This is a genomic window from Stenotrophomonas sp. B2 (assembly GCF_014947095.1).
In the GTDB taxonomy this organism is placed as follows: Bacteria; Pseudomonadota; Gammaproteobacteria; order Xanthomonadales; family Xanthomonadaceae; genus Stenotrophomonas; species Stenotrophomonas maltophilia_P.
Window position 1 is genome coordinate 60,155 of record NZ_JADCQA010000015.1, and the last position, 18,430, is coordinate 78,584.

The window sequence follows — 18,430 nt, forward strand, 5'->3', positions numbered from 1 at the left end:
GGACCCGCGCCCCCCTATCATCGCCGCGATGGCGGGCGCATGCACGCCGGTCACCGTATGGTGGATGAATCCCTGGGTGCTGGGGTCAGAGCCCTTTCCTGCGGAAAGGGATCCGACCCCAGGCTCAGGCCACCGACACGGTGTGCGCGGCCTCGCGGGTGGCGGCAAAGCGCACGTCGGGCGCGCGCTCCTGTGCCAGCTGCAGGTTGACCCGGGTCGGCGCGAGATAGACCAGATGGCCGGCGGCGTCCAGCGCCAGGTTCAGTGCGTTCTTCTCGCGGAACTCTTCCAGCTTCTTCTCGTTGCTGCAGTGGATCCAGCGCGCCGTGGTGACGCTGACCGGCTCGAAGGTGGCTTCCACGCCGTACTCGTCCTTCAGGCGGTAAGCGGCCACGTCGAACTGCAGCACGCCCACCGCACCCAGGATCAGATCGTTGCTGGTCAGCGGCCGGAAGAACTGGGTCGCGCCCTCCTCGGAGAGCTGGGCCAGGCCCTTCTGCAGCTGCTTGAGCTTGAGAGGATCGCGCAGGCGCGCACGGCGGAACAGCTCCGGGGCGAAGTTGGGGATGCCGGTGAAGGTGACAGCCTCGCCTTCGGTGAAGGTATCGCCGATGGAAATGGTGCCGTGGTTGTGGATGCCGATCACATCGCCCGGCCAGGCCTCGGCGGCGATTTCACGGTCGCTGGCCATGAAGGTCAGGGCGTTGGCCAGCTTCATCTCCTTGCCGGTGCGCACGTGGAAGGTCTTCATGCCCGCGCTGAAGCGGCCCGAGCACACCCGCATGAAGGCGACGCGGTCGCGGTGCTGCGGGTCCATGTTGGCCTGGATCTTGAACACGAAGCCGGTCAGCTTGCTCTCTTCCGGGGCGATCTCGCGGCCGGTGGTGGCGCGTGCCTGCGGCGACGGCGCGTGCTCGACGAAGAAGTCCAGCAGGGGCTGCACGCCGAAGTTGTTCACGCCCGAACCGAAGAACACCGGCGTCTGCTTGCCCTCGCGATAGGCCTGCAGGTCGAACGGATGGCTGGCGCCCTGCACCAGCTCCAGTTCATCGCGCAGGTCGGCCAGCATCTGTGCGCCGATCTTCTCGGCCAGGCCGGGAGCGTCGATCGACGGGAAGATGGTCGAATCCTGGCGGGTGAAGTTGCGACCCGGTTCGTACAGGTGCACCTCGCCGGTCAGCAGGTGGACCACGCCCTTCAGGCGCTGGCCCATGCCGATCGGCCAGGTGACCGGCGCGCACTGGATGCCCAGCACGGTTTCCACTTCATCCAGCAGTTCGATCGGATCCTTGCCCTCGCGGTCCAGCTTGTTGATGAAGGTCATGATCGGGGTGTCGCGCAGGCGGCACACTTCCATCAGCTTGATGGTGCGCTCTTCCACACCCTTGGCCACGTCGATCACCATCAGTGCCGAGTCCACCGCGGTCAGCACGCGGTAGGTGTCCTCGCCGAAGTCGGCGTGGCCGGGGGTGTCGAGCAGGTTGACGATCTTGCCTTCGTACGGGAACTGCATCACCGAGGAGGTGACGGAGATGCCGCGTTCCTTCTCCAGCGCCATCCAGTCGGAGGTGGCATGGCGGGCCGCCTTGCGGCCCTTGACCGAACCGGCCATCTGGATCGCGCCTCCGAACAGCAGCAGCTTTTCGGTCAGCGTGGTCTTGCCGGCGTCAGGATGGGAGATGATGGCGAAGGTGCGGCGACGCGACGCTTCGGTGGCGACTTCGGACATGGCAGTGGCGCCCGCCCGGGGCGCTTTTCAAAGAGATAAGCGCCTGATTATACCGGCCGTGGCCGGTCAGCGCCCGGCCGCGCCCTCGGCATCACCCTGGCGGGCGAACTGCAGCTGTCCCTGGGAGGCGAAGATGCGCACGGGTACCGAGCGCAGCGCCATGCCGCGGTTGACCTGCACCACGAAATGCAGGTGCGGGGCGCTGCTGTAGCCGCTGTTGCCGGACAGGCCGATCGGCTGTCCGGCCTGCACGGCCTGGCCACGACGCACGCGCATGCCGCCTGCCTGCAGATGGCCGTACAGCGCCATGCTGCCGTCGCTGTGCAGGACACGGATGAAATTTGCCCTGCCGCCGTCGCGCTCGCGGTCCTGGCCGTTGCCGCGGAAGCCGTCCTGGATCTGCATCACGGTTCCCTCGCGCGCGGCCAGCACCAGCGTCGCCTCGGGCAGGGCGAAGTCCACGGCGTCGCGGTTCTCCTCGTCATCGTGGCTGAACCGGCCCTGCGGCGCCTGGTCCACGCGCAGGCGTGCGGCGTCGAACGGCAGGCGGTAGGCCACGTCTTCGGCGCGGGCGTCGGGACGACCCGGTACCGACTGCAGACGCACGTCGAGCGTGCTGCCGCCCACGGGCGAGGGCAGGTGACCGACCACGAAGCTGCTGTCGCCCTGCACCAGCGACCGTACCGGCAGGCCCTCGATGGGGCGCCCGGGGCCAGCGCGCAGTTCAACCTGTAATGGGCCGGCCAGGGTGTTGTCGATCCGGGCCTGCCAGTATTCGCCCACCTGCTGCAGCCGCAGCTGCGCCATGGGGACCGCCTGGCCGATGCCCTGCGTGCCGGGGGCGGGGGCCGGTGAGGGCACCAGGCCCCAGCCCTGCCGCCAGTCGGCAGCTCCGGCGGTGGTGCTGACCAGCAGCGGCAGCAGCAGGCAGGACAAGGGCAGGCGCGGCATCGGGCGTTCCGGACAGGGGGACCGCCGCGACTGTACCTGATCCGCGAAAGGTGGGCCGCAGCGATCGCTCCGGGCATTCATCGCTTTATCCGCATGAAGGGATTGACATGGGCGGAAAGCGATGGCATCGTGGCTCCACCATCGAGACCGGCAGAGGGACAGGCCCTTTGAAGCCGGGGCAGCCCGCAGGCGCGCAAGTGCCGGCGTAGGTGCCAAATCCTGCGGGGACCGTGGCGTCCACCGGAAGATGGTTCGAACCATGCACCGCAGGTGCATCTCGAACGCGAGCCCCGCGAAGGCTCGATGGCCGATTCCCCTAACGGATCCCGCCATGAGCTTCGCCCCCAGCACCACGCTTCGCCCCGAACCCTTTGTCCCCGTCAGCGTGCCGGTCGAAGACCGCGTGCACGCCGAGCGCGGCGAGTTCGCCGCGGTGCTGTCGATGCGCCACGCCGGCGCGTGCCCGGTACGCGTTCGCTACGAATGGGTGGGACCGGTCGATGCACCGGTGGTGGTACTGGCTGGCGGCATCTCCGCCCATCGCCATGTGGCGTCCAACGCGCAGTTCGCCGAGAAGGGCTGGGCCGAGGAACTGGTCGGCAGTGGCCGCACGCTCGATCCGCAGCAGCTGCGCGTTCTGGCGTTCGACTTCATCGGTGCGGATGGCGCGCTGGACGTGCCGATCGACACGGCCGACCAGGCCGACGCGCTGGCCCTGCTGCTGGATCACCTGGGCATCCGCACACTGAAGGCGTTTGTCGGCTACTCCTATGGCGCCCTGGTCGGGCAGCAGTTCGCTGTCCGCCATCGCGCCCGCGTGCGCCAGCTGGTGCTGGCCAGTGGTGCGCACCGTCCGCACCCCTATGCCGCGGCGTGGCGTGCGTTGCAGCGCCGGGCGGTCGCCCTGGGACAGCTGCAATGCGGTGAAGACCATGGCCTGGCACTGGCCAGGCAGTTCGCGATGCTCAGCTACCGCACGCCGGAAGAGTTCGGCGAGCGCTTCGACGCTCCGCCCGAGGTGGTCAACGGCCGCGTCCGTGTGGCCGCCGAGGACTACCTCGACGCGGCGGGCGCGCAGTACGTCGCGCGCACCCCGGTGACCGCCTACCTGCGCCTGTCCGAATCGATCGACCTGCATCGCGTGGATCCCACCGCCATCCTGCCGCCAACCGTGGTGGTGGCCGTGGAAGGCGATCGGCTGGTGCCGTTGGCCGACCTGGTCGGCCTGGTCGAGGGGCTGGGTCCGCGCGGCAGCCTGCGCGTGCTGCGCTCCCCATACGGCCACGACGCCTTCCTCAAAGAAACCGATCGCATCGACGCGATCCTCGCTACCGCCTTCCGCACTTCTGGAGAGTCCGCATGAGCCTGCACGCCGCCGAGCCGTCCTGTTGTCGCACCACTGCCGCCGTCCGCGCCGGCATCGATCGTGACACCGCCCATGGCGCGGTCACTCCACCGATCGTGCTGTCGTCGAACTTCAGCTTCGAAGGCTTCGGCAACAAGCGCCAGTACGACTACACGCGCAGTGGCAACCCGACGCGCGACCTGCTGGGCGAAGCACTGGCCGAACTGGAAGGCGGAGCCGGTGGCGTGGTCACCGCTACCGGCATGGGCGCCATCAACCTGGTGCTGAATGCCCTGCTGCAGCCGGGCGACACGCTGGTGGTACCGCACGATGCCTACGGCGGCAGCTGGCGCCTGTTCAACGCGTTGGCGAAGAAGGGGCATTTCGAACTGGTCACCGCCGACCTCACCGACCCGCGCACGCTGGCGCAGGCCCTGGCCACCCAGCCACGGCTGGTGCTGGTGGAAACCCCGTCCAACCCGCTGCTGCGCATCACCGACCTGCGCTTCGTCATCGAGGCGGCGCACAAGGCCGGGGCGCTGGTGGCGGTCGACAATACGTTCCTGTCGCCGGCGCTGCAGCAGCCGCTCTCCTTCGGTGCCGATCTGGTGCTGCATTCGACCACCAAGTACATCAACGGCCACAGCGATGTCGTCGGCGGTGCGGTGATCGCACGTGATCCCGCGCTGCACGAACAGCTGGTGTGGTGGGGCAACGCACTCGGGCTGACCGGCTCTCCCTTCGATGCTTTCCTGACCCTGCGCGGCCTGCGCACGCTGGATGCACGCCTGCGTGTGCACCAGGAGAACACGGCCTCGATCGTCGCGCTGCTGGACGCGCACCCCGCCGTGGCCCGGGTGTATTACCCCGGCCTGGCCGACCATCCCGGTCATGCCATCGCCGCACGCCAGCAGAGCGGCTTCGGCGCGATGCTGTCGTTCGAGCTGGCCGACTGCGCCGGCGAGGATCCGCACGCTGCCGTGCGCGCGTTTGTCGATGGACTGCGCTGCTTCACCCTGGCCGAATCGCTGGGCGGCGTGGAAAGCCTGGTCGCGCATCCGGCGACCATGACCCACGCAGCGATGAGCGTTGAGGCGCGTGCTGCCGCTGGCATCAGCGAAGGGCTGCTGCGCCTGTCGGTCGGCATCGAGGCCGAGCGCGACCTGCTGGCCGATCTGGGTGCGGCGCTGGCCCGCGCCGAAGCGGTGATCGACGCTGCCGCACGTCGCAAACAGGTGGTGGACGCATGAGCGCGCTGGCTGCCGAGATTCCGGCGCTGGGCGGCGGTCGCCTGGCACTGCTGGGCACCGGGACGGTGGGCTCTGCGTTCGTGCAGCGCTACCAGGCCCTGCAGGCGCGCGGCCTGGAACTGCCCAGCGTGCAGTGGCTGGCCAACTCGCGTACTGCGCTGGCCATTGACCGCGATCTGGCCCTGCCGCTCGAACTGGCGCGGCGCGCACCGCGTGGCGGCCAGAGCGCGCCACCGTGGGCCGGTGCCGAAGGGCTGGAGCGTGGCGATGTGGTGGTTGATGCCACCGCCAGCGAAGACGTGGCCGCCCGCCATGCGCAGTGGCTGGCGCGCGGGGTGCATGTAGTGACGGCCAACAAGCTGGGCCGGGGCGGGCAGCTGTCACGCGCGAAGGCCATCGCCGAGAGCTGCGCCGACAGCGGCGCCCGGTACGGCGACAGTGCCACCGTGGGGGCGGGACTGCCGCTGTTGAGCAGCCTGCGCGCGCTGGTGGCCGGGGGGGATCACATCCACGCGATCGAGGGGGTGTTGTCCGGTTCCCTGGCCTGGTTGTTCCATCGCTATGACGGCCGTTCGCCGTTCTCGGCTGCAGTGCGCGAGGCGCTGGCCGCGGGTTACACCGAACCGGATCCGCGCCTGGATCTGTCCGGCGAGGATGTGCGGCGCAAGCTGCTGATTCTGGCGCGCAGCAGCGGACTGGCGCTGGATGCCGCACAGGTGCACGTGGATTCACTGGTGCCTTCGGCGTTGGCTGCGCTGCCGCTGGACGACGCATTGGCCGAACTGGAGCAGCTGGACGCACCGCTGCAGGCGCGCTGGCAGCAGGCGACGGACAGCGGCCGTGTTCTGCGCTTCGTCGGCCGGGTCGACGCTGACGGCGCACAGGTGGGGCTGCGTGAACTGCCGGCCGATCATCCACTGGCGCAAGGGGCGGGCACCGACAACCGCGTCGCCATCCACAGCGACCGCTATCGCACCCAGCCGTTGCTGATCCAGGGACCGGGAGCGGGCGCGGAAGTCACTGCTGCCGCACTGCTGGATGACGTGCTGCGCATCGTGGGATGAGCAGGGTCCCGCTGCGCCCGCCGGGCATGGCCCGGCGCTACCTGCAATGTCGTGTTCGTCCCGGTAGCGCCGGGCCATGCCCGGCGGATCCGCAGTTTCAGCGCCCTTTCAACACCTTCAGCAGCGCGGCATTGAACTGCCTGGGGTCCTGTACCTGCGGCGAATGGCCCAGTTCGGCGAATTCGACCAGCGTCGCGCCGGCAATCGCCGCAGCGGCCGATTTGCCCAGCGCCGGATAGTTGCCTAACCGTGCCTTCACTTCTGCCGGTGCCAGGTCACGACCGATCGCGGTGCGGTCCTTCTGGCCGATGAACAGCGCGGTCGGCACCTTCAGATTCTTCAGCTCGTATACCACCGGCTGGTTGAACACCATGTCCGAGGCAAGTGCCTGGCTCCAGGCCACCGCCTGCCTGCCGTCGCCCTCGTACATGCCCGCTTGCATGCGTGCCCAGGTTTCATAGGCAGGCTTCCAGGTGCCGTCGTAGTACACGTCCAGCTGGTAGCGGCGGATGCTCTCGTAACTGGTTTTCAGCTCGCCGGCATACCAGGCATCGACGCTTCGCCACGGCACGCCCAGCGCCTTCCAGTCCTCCAGGCCGATCGGATTGACCAGCGACAGGCTGCGCAGGTCCTGCGGATAGGTCAGTGCATAGCGCACCGCCAGCATGCCCCCCATCGAATGGCCGACCAGGTGCACGGGCAGGCCGCCGAGCTGCAGCTGCTGCAGCAGTGCATGGGTGTTGGCGGCGAGCTGGCCGAATGAATACTGGTAGCGCTCGGGCTTGCTGGATTTGCAGAAGCCGACCTGGTCAGGTGCGATCACTCGGTAACCGGCGGCGAGCAGGGGAGGGATGGTTTCCTTCCAGGTCGCCGCGCAGAAATTCTTGCCATGCAGGAGCACCACCACGCCGATCGGCGCGGTCGTCGGCGCGATATCCAGATAGGCCATCTGCAGCGGTTGCTGCTGCGATTCCAGGGTGAAGGTCTGTACCGGATAGCCGTAATCGAAGCCCTCCAGCCGCGGCCCATAGGCGGGAGCGGCAGCGGCGGTGAGGGGCAGGCAGGCCAGCAGTGCGGCGGCGATCACGCGCATGGGACATTCCGTGACAGGGGATGCCCGAGCCTAACCGCAATGCGGTGACGGTGTCGTCCGCCAGATGCCCGTCATCAGCACTCGATGACATTCACCGCGAGGCCGCCGCGGCTGGTTTCCTTGTACTTGTCCTGCATGTCGCGGCCGGTGTCGCGCATGGTCTTGATGACCTTGTCCAGCGACACCTTGTGCTTGCCATCGCCGCGCATCGCCATGCGCGAGGCATTGATCGCCTTCACCGCGCCCATCGCGTTGCGCTCGATGCAGGGAATCTGCACCAGCCCACCGATCGGGTCGCAGGTCAGGCCGAGGTTGTGTTCCATGCCGATTTCCGCGGCATTCTCGATCTGGCTTGGATTGCCACCCAGCGCCGCAACCAGGCCGCCGGCCGCCATCGAGCAGGCCACGCCCACTTCGCCCTGGCAGCCCACTTCGGCACCGGAAATCGAAGCATTCTCCTTGTAGAGGATGCCGATCGCCGCCGAGGTCAGCAGGAAGTCGAACACGCGCTGCTCGTTCGCCCCCGGGCAGAACCGGTCGAAGTAATGCAGCACCGCGGGCAGCACGCCGGCCGCACCGTTGGTCGGCGCGGTCACCACGCGGCCACCTGCGGCGTTTTCCTCGTTCACGGCCAGCGCGTACAGATTGACCCAGTCCAGCGTGGTCAGCGGATCGCGCATCGCCGCTTCCGGCTTCGACGACAGCTCGCGGTACAGCGCCGGCGCGCGACGGCCGACCTTCAGGCCGCCCGGCAGCACGCCTTCCTCGCGGATGCCGCGCGTCACGCACGACTGCATCGCGCTCCAGATCTCGCGCAGCTGGGCGCGGATCTCGTCCTCGCTGCGCCAGCACTTCTCGTTCTCGAACATCAGCTGCGCGATGCTCAGGCCGCTGCGCGCGGTCTGCGCGAGCAGCTCGTCGCCGCTCTTGAACGGATAGGGCAGCGGGGTTTCGTCGGGCACGATGCGGTCATCGGCCGCGTCATCCTGGTTGACCACGAAGCCACCGCCAACGGAGTAATAGTCGCGCGTGGCGATCACTTCATCGTCGGCGTTGTACGCGGTGAAGCGCATGCCGTTGGTGTGGTACGGCAGCTTCTGCCGCTTGTTCATGCCGAGGTCGCGCTTCTCGTCGAAGGCGATCTCATGCTGGCCCATCAGCTGGATGCGCTTGCTGCTGCGGATGCGATCCAGCGTGGACGGAATGATGTCCGGATCGATCAGGTTGGGGCGCTGGCCTTCCAGGCCAAGCAGGATCGCCTTGTCGGTGCCATGGCCGCGACCGGTCAGCGCCAGCGAACCGTAGACGTCGGCGCGGATGCGTGCGACCTCGTGCAGGCGGCCGGGGTCGAGCAGCCAGCGATGGATGAACCGCTCGGCGGCCTTCATCGGTCCGACGGTGTGGGAAGAGCTCGGGCCAATGCCGATCTTGAAGACGTCGAACGTGCTGACAGCCATGGATGCCAAACTGCGGGTACCGGACAAGCGGCTATTCTAGCGGCTTGCCGGGCCCTCCGATGGCTGCGGCGCAGCATTTCCGCCAAGCGAGGCAAGCCGGTGTTGACCCTGTTCCAGCGTGACGACTGCCACCTGTGCGATATGGCCCTGGCCGAACTGGCCAAGGCACGCGCGCCCGAGTTCGAATCGGTGTTCCTGGATGACCATCCAGCGCTGGAGGCGCACTACGGCGCGCGGGTACCGGTGCTGCGCGACGAGGCGGGCGGCCGCGAACTGGACTGGCCCTTCGATGCGGCGCGGGTGCGGGCCTGGCTGGCTGCGGGGTGAAGCCGCCGGGCATGGCCCGGCGCTACCCTGTATCACCGTTCCAAGGTGGAGCCGGGCATGGCCCGTGGCTTACTTCGCGTCGAACTTCACGATCGTGCTGATCGCGGTTTCGTCGGGGATGGTCTTGGTGTCGGCCCAATCGCCGGCGCCGACGCTGAAGTCCAGGCGCTTGACGGTGGCCTTGCCGGTCAGCACCGGCTGCGTGCCCGGCTTCCAGGTGAAGGTGAGCGTCACCGGCTTGCTGACACCACGCAGCTCGAGCGTGCCATCGGCGGCGAACTGGTCATTGCCGATGGCGCGGAAGCCCTTCGCGGTGTAACGCGCGGTGGCGAACTTGCCGACATTGAAGAAGTCCGCGCTCTGCAGCGTCGAGTCACGATCGCTGTTGCCGCTCCTGGCGCCGGCCAGCGGAATCACGACGTCGAGTGAGCCGGCCGCCGGATTGGCGGGATCGAAGCTGAGCTTGGTGGCGAAGCCCGGGAAGCTGCCGGTGAACACTTCGCCGTCGTACTTGCTGGCAAATACCAGGATCGAGCCCGCGCCGGGAGCCTGTGCATAGTCCGCGGCCAACGCCGGGGCAGTGGCCAGCATGCCGGCCAGGGCAGCGGCCACGGCCGCCGGGGTGGTCAGTTTCAGATTCATCGGTCAGTCCTTCTGGGGAGAGGCAAGCCAGCCACGCGGCAGCATGCGGCTCAACGTCGCGTCGCGCTGGAACAGGTGGTGGTAAAGGGCAGCGCCGGCATGGGCCAGCACCACAGCGATCAGCAGCCAGAAGCCGTACTCATGGATCGCATGCGACACGGCGACGACCTGCGGATCCGGTCCGCTGAGCTTGGGCACATCGACCAGGCCGAACCAGCGGAAGGGCCGCAGCCCGCTGGCAGAGTCGTACAGCCAGCCCGAAAGCGGAATGGCGAACATCAGCACGTACAGCAGCACGTGGGTAGCGCTGGCGATGCGCTCCTGCCAGCTGGGCACACCCGGCACCGGCTTGGGCGCACCGGCGTAGAGGCGCCAGACCAGGCGCAGCAGCACCAGGGCCAGCACGGTGATGCCGATCGACTTGTGCGCGGTGTAGACCCAGAAGTATTTGGGCGTCCTGGGCAGTTCGCCCATGGTCAGGCCGACCACGCCAAGGGCGAGGATCAGTAGTGCGATCAACCAGTGCAGGGTCTGGCTGACACTGCCCCAGGCGGCAGGGGAGTTCTTGGCGGTCATGCGGGGTCCTTGGGGGCCGTCTTGCTGTCGGAGTGGGGAACCGGGGCAGGAGTTCCCGGCCTGTCGCTGCGGTCGAGGAAGGCCTCGGCCTCGATCCGTACCTGTACCGCGTCGCCGATCACCCCGGGCCAGGCGGTGATGCCGAACGCGCGGCGGCTCAACGTGGTGCTGGCGGAAAAACCGGCGGTGCGGCGGAACGGCGGCAACGGATAGCGTTTGATGGCATTGAGGGTCACATCCAGCGCGACCTCCTGGCTGACCCCGCGCAGGGTCAGCGTGCCGAACACACGGGCGTGGTTCGCATCGATCGGTTCGACCCGCGACGATACGAACCGGGCGCTGGGAAACCGCTCGCCATCAAGCAGGCTGCGGGCCAGCGTGGCCTGGTTCCATTTGGCATCTCCCAGATCCAGCCGGGCGACCGGCACATCGACCTGCAGGGTTGCCTCGCGCCAGTTGTCGGGATCGAACTGAAGGTGGCCCTCACTGCCCGATACCGTCCCCATGGCCTGCGAGTAGCCGGCATGATCGATCGTGAACAGCACCCGCGTGTGCACCGGATCCAGCCGGTAGGTATCGAGCTGTGCCCAGGCGGGCGCAGCGGCGAGCAGCAACGGCAGCAGGAGCAGGCGGGGTCGCATCGATGGCGGGCTCCGGGAGGGGACGCTGCGATCATACGCACAGCCCCCTGACAACGCTGCGTGCATGGCTGCAACAGTTCGTGGTGGCGATGCCACTGGAAACGGGCTGTTGCAGTCGTGAAGCCTGGGCTGTGTGACAATCGCGGCTGGATCGGGGGTTCAGGATGACGAGTGGCTGGCGTCTGTGGTGCCGAGGCATCGCAGTAACGGGTCTGCTGCTGCTGGCAAGCGCCACGGTGGCCGCGACTCTGGACATGGCTGGGGAGACACCACGACTGCGCCGCTTCGGCGCCGCCGAGGGCTTGCCGTCGCGCATGGTCGTGGCCCTGGCCGAGGACCGCCAGGGGTACATCTGGGCGGCCACCGATGGTGGGCTGGCCCGCTATGACGGCACGACGCTGCGGGTCTGGCAGCATGAACCGGAGCGGCCGGGTTCGCTGCCGGGCAACGAGATCGAGACCCTGCTGGTGGATCCGCTGGACCGGGTGTGGGTCGGCATCAACGGCAAGGGCATCGCCCGGCTGGACGCGGATCGCGAGCGTTTCTCCAGCTTCGCCGCGGTGAACAATGAATGCCAGAGCCAGTTCTGGACACTGGCCTATGCGGGCGATGCGCTGTGGATCGGCACCAGCGGCCATGGCGTGTGCCGCTTCGGCGAGGATGGCAGCCTGCGCTTCTTCCAGCATGATCCGCAGCGCCCCGGCGGCTTGCCCAGCAACACCATCTTCAGCAGCCTGGTCGACGCGCAGGGCCGCCTGTGGGTCGGTACCGAGGCCGGTGTCGCCCGCTGGAACGGCAACGGCTTCGAGGCCATCGCGCCGCGCGAGCTGGGCACGGTCAGCGTGCTGCGTCTCAGCCGCGACCCCGATGGATCGATCTGGGTCGGCAGCCAGAACGAAGGCCTGTTCCGCATCGATGCCCAGGACCGCGTCAGCCGTCCACGCTGGTCCGGCAGTGATCGCTTTCGCTCGGCACTGGTGCTGGCGGATCGGCAGGGAGGCTACTGGGCAGGTACCTCGGATGGGCTGCTGCGCGGTGATGCGCAGACACTGCGGCGCCTGGAGGGCGATCGCGGCAGCGGCTTCCTGACCGCCCACAGCGGCGTGCTCGATCTGCTGCAGGACCACGAAGGCGGGGTCTGGGTGGCCCTGCTGAGCCAGGGGTTGGCCTATCTGCCGCCGGACTGGCGCCGCTTCTCCACCTGGAACCAGCTCGACGGCAAACCGCTGGACAGCCAGTACCTGCTCAGTGCGGCCACCGATGGCCGGAATTACTACGTGAGTTCGGCACACGGCGTGTACCGGATCGATGCGCAGGGTGTGCTGAGTCTGCTTGCCAGTGATCGCGAGCTGGGCAGTGGCGCGGTCTGGTCGGTACTGCCGCGGCCGGACGGCCGCCTCTGGCTGGGCCGCGCCGGGCGCATCACCGTCTATGACCCGGGCACCCGCGCAACCCGGGAGTGGCGCATCGACGGCGGCTCCGACCTGCGCCAGCGCATCGACCTGATGCGGCAGGCGCCGGATGGCACCGCCTGGGTGTCGGTGATGAATGTCGGCGTGCAGCAGCGTCTGGACGATGGCCGGGTGCTGCGCAGCTTCCCCGTCGAGGGATTCCGCGGCCTGGGCGATGCGCCGATCGAGCAGATTCGATTCGATCCGCGCGGGCAGGCCTGGGTGATGGGGGACATGGGCCTCTGGCGCCAGCAGGGTGAGCGCTTCGAGGCGGTTCCTGGCGTCTCGCGGGGATCGATCTACGACCTGGTGTGGATCGATCCGCAGCAGCTGTGGCTCGCCCGCCAGGGCGCCTTCGAGCGCTACCAGTGGGACGGCATGAGCCTGCGCCTGGTGCAGCGCGTCGATGCTGCCGCCGGTGTGCCACCCCTGAGCATGGGTGGGCTGGCCTTGGCCGACGATGGCCGCCTGTGGGCCACCACGCCGCGCGGTCTGCTGCGCTGGGATCCGAAAACGAAGCGGCTGAGGCAGTTCACCGAGCGCGACGGACTGCCCGATGCCGAATTCACCGGCCGGCCGCCTGCGGTGAACGCCGATGGCCGCGTGCTCGCGGTGACCCAGACCGGCGCGGTCGGTTTCGACGTCAATGCCGCCGACACCCCACTGCCATCCTCCGCGCTGGTGATCGCGCAGGTGCGCGTACGTCGCGACGATGCGCGCGGCTGGCAACCCCTGCCGACCACCGGGGTGCTGCTGCTGGGTCCGGATGACCGTGATCTGCAGATCGACGCGCGGCTGCTCTCGTACGGCAACCCGCAGGGCAACCGCTATCGGTTCCGGGTGCAGGGCTATGACCAGAACTGGGTGGAGCAGGGCGGCGACGGCCAGCGCACGCTGTCGCGCCTCGCGCCCGGTGCCTACGTGATCGAAGTACAGGCGGCCACCGACAGTGGTCCGTGGACGCCGTCGCAGCAACTGCAGGTGAAGGTATTGCCGCCCTGGTGGCGCAGCGGCATGGCGATCTTCGGCTACCTGCTGCTGGGCTCGTTGCTGCTGCTGGTGCTGGCATGGGCGATCCGCAGCCGTCTGAGAAGGCGCCAGCAGTGGCAGCTGACCGTGCACAAGCAGCAGCTCGCCGAGCAGGCCTCGCAGGCCAAGAGCCACTTCCTGGCCACGCTGGGTCATGAGGTGCGCACGCCGATGACCGGCGTACTGGGCATGAGCGAACTGCTGCTGGCCACATCACTGGATCCGGTACAGCGCAGCTATGCCGGATCGATCCAGCAGGCGGGCAGCCATCTGCTGCGTCTGGTCAACGATGCCCTGGACCTGGCCCGGATCGAAGCCGGGCGGCTGGAGCTGGACCTGCGTCCGTTCGATCTTGCCGCGCTGTTGGACCAGGTGCAGATGCTGATGCGGCCGATGGCGCAGCAGCGCCAGCTCGATTTTGTACGCGAGGATGCCTTGCCCGGCCCGATCAGCGTCAGTGGCGATGAAATGCGCATCCGCCAGATCCTGCTGAACCTGCTCGGCAATGCCATCAAGTTCACCGAGCGCGGCCAGGTCGGCCTGGGCGTGCGGCTGCAGGAGGATGGCGGCGGGGTGTGCTTCGAGGTGTTCGATACCGGCCCCGGCATCAATGCCGAACAGCAGCAGCGTCTGTTCCATCGCTTCGAGCAGGCCGATGGCCCGCGGACAGCATCGCGCTATGGCGGCAGTGGGCTGGGCCTGGCGATCTGCCAGGAACTGGCCGTGGCGATGGGTGGGCGCATCGATGTCGACAGCCAGCCGGGCAGGGGCGCGCGGTTCCGCGTGCAGCTGCCGCTGCCGTGGACCCGCCAGGCTGCCCACAGTGGTTCCGACAGGGCGTCGCCACCGCCGCTGCCGCCGCTGCGCATCCTGCTGGTCGAAGATGACGCCACGGTAGCGGACGTCATCGCCGGCCTGCTGCGCGGTCGTGGCCACGACGTAGTGCACGTGCTGCACGGCCTGGGAGCCTTGTCGGAGATCGCGACCGAGGGGTTCGATGTCGGTCTGCTCGACCTGGATCTGCCGGCCCTGGACGGAACGGCGATCGCCCGTCAGCTGCGCGCCATGGGCTATGAGCTGCCACTGGTGGCGGTGACCGCGCGGTCCGATGCCTATGCGGAGGCGCAGGTGCTGGCCGCCGGTTTCGACGGCTTCCTGCGCAAGCCGGTCACGGGCGACATGCTGGTGGCGGCCATCGTGCAGGCTCGCAGCAAGCGCCAGGGTGAGGGCTGATTGCGCCGGCGCCGGGCGTGAACGGCGCGACTTTCGGTTTACCATGCCGACGCCCGCACGACGGGGCACCATCTGGGAACGCGTGAGGAGGCGATCAGTGGCGTATCTGCGGTCGGCGATGCTGCTGATGCTTCTGCTGTGCTGCCTGGCGCCCGCTGCCGCACAGCCGGTACCGCCCACGCCCCGGCAGGTGACGGTGTTCGATGGCCTGCCGTCCAACACCGTCAACCGCATGGCCGAGGACCGCTACGGCTACCTGTGGATCGCCACCAATGACGGGCTGGCACGATACGACGGCCGCAACTACCGGGTCTGGCGCTCCGAGGATGGCCTGCGCGACAACCGCATCTGGACCGTACTGGTCGATACCCGCAACCGCTTGTGGATCGGCACCGAGAATGCCGGCCTGGTAAGGATGTCGGCCGACCGCCGGCAGCTGCGGTTCTTCGACCGCAGCAGCCAGCCGCTGATGAGCACCAATACGATCTGGAGCCTGGCCGCCACCCCCGATGGCTCGATCTGGTTCGGTACCCACGAAGGCGGGCTGTACCGGGTGGATGGCAATGATCGGGTGCAGCGCTTCCTGCCCGAGGCGAACAATCCGCGCAGCCTGCCGGCCGCTGCGGTGCCCTATCTGGCCACGCTGCCCGACGGCAGCCTGTGGGTGGGCACCAAGCATGGCGTGGCGCGTTGGACCGGCAGCGATTTCGAGCGGGTCGGCGACGAGCAGGTGCCCGGCCAGCTGATCAACGGTCTGACCGCCGAGCCTGACGGCAGCCTGTGGATCAGTACGCTGGCCGGCGCATTCGTGCGCCGGCCGGATGGTCGCTTCGAGCGGCAACCCTGGTCGGTGCCGGCCGGCGACGAGGTGCTGGGCATGATGCTGCGCGATGAGCAGGGGGGCTACTGGCTGGACACCCGCAGCGGACTCGGTCGCGCGGTCGATGGCCAGTACCAGACGGTGCCGCTGTACAGCGCGATCGCGCGCGGCCAGGTGCGGCCGAACTGGACCGGCGCCTACGAGGATCGCGAGGGCGGCATCTGGCTGGCCAGCACCAATGCCGGTCTCTGGCATTTGTTGCCACGGTGGTGGCAGTTCTCGGTGTTCTCGCGTCTGGAGGACGATGCATCGTCACTGCGCAACGCCTATGTACTCGGCACCAGTGCGTCCAGCAACGGAGGTGTCTGGACGGTCGGCAGCCACGGCGCGCTGGATCGCTTCAATCCCCGTACCGGCCGGATCGAGCAGTTCCGGCGCGGCGTCAATGGCATCCACTGGCTGACCTCGGTTCGCGAGGACCGCCATGGCCGGGTCTGGATCGGTTCGTCCGGAGCGCTGCTGCGCTATGACCCGGCACGCGACGAGCTGCGCCGCTGGGGACGCGACGCGCCTGCCGATGCCGCGATGGAGGGCGATGTCGACGCACTGATGATCTGCGATAGCAACAGCCTGTGGTTGATGATGCCCGCCGGCCTGCAGCAGCGCGATCTGGAAGGTCGGCTGCTGCTCGAACTGGACAATGGCCAGAACGGACTGCAGACCGGCCAGCTGAACCAGGATCTGGTATGCGGTCCGCAGAACCAGCTGTGGCTGGCCAGCAGCCGCGGGCTGCTGCAGTGGCAGCCTGAGCAGCAGCGCTTCCAGCCGGTGCCCGGCGCGCCGGCAACGGCACTGTACGCGGCGTATACCGGCAGCGACGGCCAGGTGTGGCTGTCCGAGGACGGCCGGTTGTCGCGCTATCGATGGAGCCAGGGGCGTCTGGAGCGGCAGGGGGTCATTGGTGCCGAACAGGGATATCCGGCGGTTTCCGCCACCGGTCTGGTGGTCGATGCGCAGGGTGTGGCCTGGGCCACCAGCGCACGCGGCCTGGTGCGGGTCGGCGCGGACGGCCAGAGCGTGCGCCTGTATGGCGTGCACGATGGCCTGCCCAGCCAGGAGTTCCGCGCGCATACCTTGATCGCGACGTCTTCGGGACGGCTGGTGGCAGGCACGCCGGCCGGCGTGGTGGTGTTCGATCCGGAACAGGTGCGGCCTTCGGTGCGCCGCGCACCGCTGGTGATCGAGCGGGTGGAGGTGCGCCGCAACGAGCAGGTGCTGGACCTGACCCACGACGCACCGTTGCTGATCGCCGACGGCGACCGCGATCTGCGCATCGTGGCGCGCCTGCTGTCCTTCGCCGATTCGGCCTCCAATTCGTATCGCTACCGCCTGGCCGGCTATGACCCGGACTGGGTCGAGGTCGGGCCCGCCGGTGAACGCCTGTTCTCGCGGCTGCCGCCGGGCAGCTATCGGCTGGAAGTGCAGGCGCGCTCGGCCGATCACGTCTGGTCGCGGGTGCAGACCCTGGAGTTCCGCGTGCAGCCGCCGTGGTGGCGCAGCCTGTCGGGCCTGCTGGTGCTGACGTCGATCGCGTTGCTGCTGACCAGTTGGTTTGCATGGCTGTACCGTCGCCGCCTGCAGCGTCGCCACGCCTACCAGCTGGCGTTGCACAAGCAGGAACTGGCCGAGCAGGCCTCGGCGGCCAAGACACGCTTCCTGGCCAATCTGGGCCATGAGATCCGCACGCCGATGACCGGTGTGATGGGCATGAGCGAGCTGCTGTTGTCCTCGCCGCTGGATCCTCAGCAGCGCGGCTACACCCAGTCCATCCGCCAGGCGGGCGAGCATCTGCTGCATCTGGTCAACGATGCGCTGGACCTGGCGCGGATCGAATCGGGGCGCCTGGAACTGCAGTCCCGGCCGTTCGCGCTCCATTGCCTGCTGCAGGACCTGGCCGCGCTGATGGGGCCGCTGGCCGCGCAGAAGGGACTGCGTTTCGTCCTGGACAATCGCTTGCCGCCCGGCCTGCAGGCCACCGGCGATGCGATCCGGGTGCGGCAGATCCTGCTGAACCTGCTGTCCAACGCGGTGAAGTTCACCAGCCGTGGCACCATCACCCTGCATGCCCGGTGCGATGAGGCGATGCGTGCACTCCAGTTCGAAGTGCGTGACACCGGGCCGGGCATCAGCCAGGAACAGCAGCTGCGTCTGTTCCGCCGGTTCGAGCAGGCTGACGGTGCACGTACCGCGGCGCAGTATGGTGGCAGTGGCCTGGGGCTGGCGATCTGCCGCGAGCTGGCGCAGGCGATGCAGGGCCGGATCCAGGTCGAAAGCCAGTTGGGGCGCGGAACCTGCTTTGGAGTGATGCTGCCCCTGCCGCTGGAAGTGGACGCTGACGCCGATGCGGACAGCGCCGCGCGGAGCGAGGATGCAGTAGCGAACATGCCCCCCCTGCGCGTGCTGCTGGTGGAGGATGACGCGACGGTGGCTGATGTCGTGCAGGGTCTTCTGAGTGCGCGCGGCCATGAGGTGGTGCATGCCGGGCATGCGTTGGCGGCGCTGCGCGAGATCAGCGGGAGTGATTTCGATGTGGCCCTGCTTGACCTGGACCTGCCGGGCCTCAGCGGCTTCGAGCTGGCCGAGCATCTGCGCAACCAGGGGTACACGCTGCCGTTGCTGGCGGTGACCGCGCGCACGGACCCGGACCTGCAGAAGCAGGTGGAAGCGGCCGGGATCGGCGGTTTCCTGCGCAAGCCGGTCACGGGCGAGCTGCTGGTGGAGGCCATCGCCAAGGTGTTGGGGCGCTGAGGCCGGGCACAGTC

13 protein-coding genes and 1 riboswitch are annotated in these 18,430 nt (G+C 68.4%); of the genes, 6 read left to right on the forward strand and 7 right to left on the reverse strand.

From position 1 onward, the window contains the following. Positions 1 to 124 precede the first annotated feature (124 nt). Both IMX13_RS16470 and IMX13_RS16475 read right to left on the reverse strand, forming a co-directional pair. A complete protein-coding gene (locus tag IMX13_RS16470; protein ID WP_164151560.1) occupies positions 125 to 1,729 on the reverse strand; it encodes a peptide chain release factor 3 in 1,605 nt (534 codons plus the stop codon). Between the two features lie 66 nt (positions 1,730 to 1,795). Then, positions 1,796 to 2,680: a M23 family metallopeptidase gene (locus tag IMX13_RS16475; protein ID WP_053519887.1), complete on the reverse strand. Its 885-nt coding sequence runs from the start codon at positions 2,678 to 2,680 to the stop codon at positions 1,796 to 1,798. Between the two features lie 135 nt (positions 2,681 to 2,815). Then, positions 2,816 to 2,934: riboswitch (SAM riboswitch) on the forward strand. Positions 2,935 to 3,011: 77 nt separating this feature from the next. Between IMX13_RS16475 and IMX13_RS16480 the strand changes: the two genes are divergently transcribed. Genes IMX13_RS16480 through IMX13_RS16490 form a run of 3 tightly spaced genes read left to right on the forward strand, consistent with a single transcriptional unit; the run spans position 3,012 to position 6,339 of the window. Next, positions 3,012 to 4,043 carry a homoserine O-succinyltransferase gene (locus IMX13_RS16480; RefSeq protein ID WP_053519886.1) on the forward strand — a complete coding sequence of 344 codons (1,032 nt, stop codon included), beginning with the start codon at positions 3,012 to 3,014 and terminating at the stop codon, positions 4,041 to 4,043. Beyond that, on the forward strand, positions 4,040 to 5,275 hold the full coding sequence (locus IMX13_RS16485) for an O-succinylhomoserine (thiol)-lyase (protein WP_053519885.1): 1,236 nt from the start codon (positions 4,040 to 4,042) through the stop codon (positions 5,273 to 5,275). The genes IMX13_RS16480 and IMX13_RS16485 overlap by 4 nt, the downstream gene beginning before the upstream one ends. Continuing rightward, the gene (locus IMX13_RS16490; protein WP_180876616.1) at positions 5,272 to 6,339 is read left to right on the forward strand and encodes a homoserine dehydrogenase; all 1,068 of its coding nucleotides are present in this window, start codon (positions 5,272 to 5,274) and stop codon (positions 6,337 to 6,339) included. Before IMX13_RS16485 ends, IMX13_RS16490 begins: the two co-directional genes overlap by 4 nt. Positions 6,340 to 6,436: 97 nt before the next feature. Here the strand turns inward: IMX13_RS16490 and IMX13_RS16495 are convergent, their stop codons facing one another. Then, the gene (locus IMX13_RS16495) at positions 6,437 to 7,432 is read right to left on the reverse strand and encodes an alpha/beta hydrolase (protein ID WP_065182623.1); all 996 of its coding nucleotides are present in this window, start codon (positions 7,430 to 7,432) and stop codon (positions 6,437 to 6,439) included. Between the two features lie 74 nt (positions 7,433 to 7,506). Then, entirely contained in the window at positions 7,507 to 8,889 is a 1,383-nt protein-coding gene (locus IMX13_RS16500) for an L-serine ammonia-lyase (protein WP_053519882.1), read from the reverse strand. A 141-nt stretch (positions 8,890 to 9,030) separates the two neighbouring features. Between IMX13_RS16500 and IMX13_RS16505 the strand changes: the two genes are divergently transcribed. Next, positions 9,031 to 9,216, forward strand: a complete 186-nt coding sequence (locus IMX13_RS16505; protein ID WP_053519891.1) for a thioredoxin family protein — start codon at positions 9,031 to 9,033, stop codon at positions 9,214 to 9,216. Between the two features lie 69 nt (positions 9,217 to 9,285). On the opposite strand, the gene IMX13_RS16510 is transcribed toward IMX13_RS16505, so the two are convergent. The 3 genes from IMX13_RS16510 to IMX13_RS16520 are packed head-to-tail and all read right to left on the reverse strand — an operon-like array spanning position 9,286 to position 11,075. Beyond that, the gene (locus IMX13_RS16510; RefSeq protein ID WP_053519881.1) at positions 9,286 to 9,858 is read right to left on the reverse strand and encodes a YceI family protein; all 573 of its coding nucleotides are present in this window, start codon (positions 9,856 to 9,858) and stop codon (positions 9,286 to 9,288) included. 3 nt (positions 9,859 to 9,861) lie between these two features. Continuing rightward, positions 9,862 to 10,434: a cytochrome b gene (locus tag IMX13_RS16515; RefSeq protein WP_053519880.1), complete on the reverse strand. Its 573-nt coding sequence runs from the start codon at positions 10,432 to 10,434 to the stop codon at positions 9,862 to 9,864. Next, positions 10,431 to 11,075: a YceI family protein gene (locus IMX13_RS16520; protein WP_053519879.1), complete on the reverse strand. Its 645-nt coding sequence runs from the start codon at positions 11,073 to 11,075 to the stop codon at positions 10,431 to 10,433. The genes IMX13_RS16515 and IMX13_RS16520 overlap by 4 nt, the downstream gene beginning before the upstream one ends. 164 nt (positions 11,076 to 11,239) lie before the next feature. On the opposite strand from IMX13_RS16520, the gene IMX13_RS16525 reads away from it, so the two are divergent. Continuing rightward, entirely contained in the window at positions 11,240 to 14,788 is a 3,549-nt protein-coding gene (locus IMX13_RS16525) for an ATP-binding protein (protein ID WP_193396753.1), read from the forward strand. Positions 14,789 to 14,885: 97 nt separating this feature from the next. After that, the gene (locus tag IMX13_RS16530) at positions 14,886 to 18,416 is read left to right on the forward strand and encodes a hybrid sensor histidine kinase/response regulator (RefSeq protein WP_193396754.1); all 3,531 of its coding nucleotides are present in this window, start codon (positions 14,886 to 14,888) and stop codon (positions 18,414 to 18,416) included. The last annotated feature ends 14 nt before the right edge of the window (positions 18,417 to 18,430 follow it).